Annotated in this window: 1 pseudogene; it reads left to right on the top strand. The window is 54.1% G+C overall.

Annotation, left to right across the window (positions count from 1 at the left end):
• Nucleotides 1–268 (top strand): annotated as a pseudogene (locus ACRHNM_RS16875) (sucrose-6-phosphate hydrolase); the annotation flags it as partial.

Raw genomic sequence — 268 nt, 5'->3', positions numbered from 1 at the left:
GACATCTCTGGCTGGCTGGCGCCGGAAACGATAGCGCGATACGCCAGGTGCAATGTCTCGCCACCAGCGAAGACGGTGTTCACTTTAAGAAACAAGGCGTCATTCTCACCCCACCGCCAGGCATCATGCATTTCCGCGATCCGAAGGTATGGCAACAGGATGGTACCTGGTGGATGGTCATTGGTGCCCGAGACGAGCACGATCAAGGCAAAGTATTGCTTTATCGAGGCACTTCACTTCATGACTGGCAGTTAGATCGTATTCTCGC

It is taken from the genome of Psychroserpens mesophilus (assembly GCF_050617655.1).
Taxonomy (GTDB): domain Bacteria; phylum Bacteroidota; class Bacteroidia; order Flavobacteriales; family Flavobacteriaceae; genus Psychroserpens; species Psychroserpens mesophilus_A.
The sequence above is the reverse complement of the archived record's forward strand: the minus strand, read 5'-3'. Positions and strand labels throughout refer to the sequence as shown.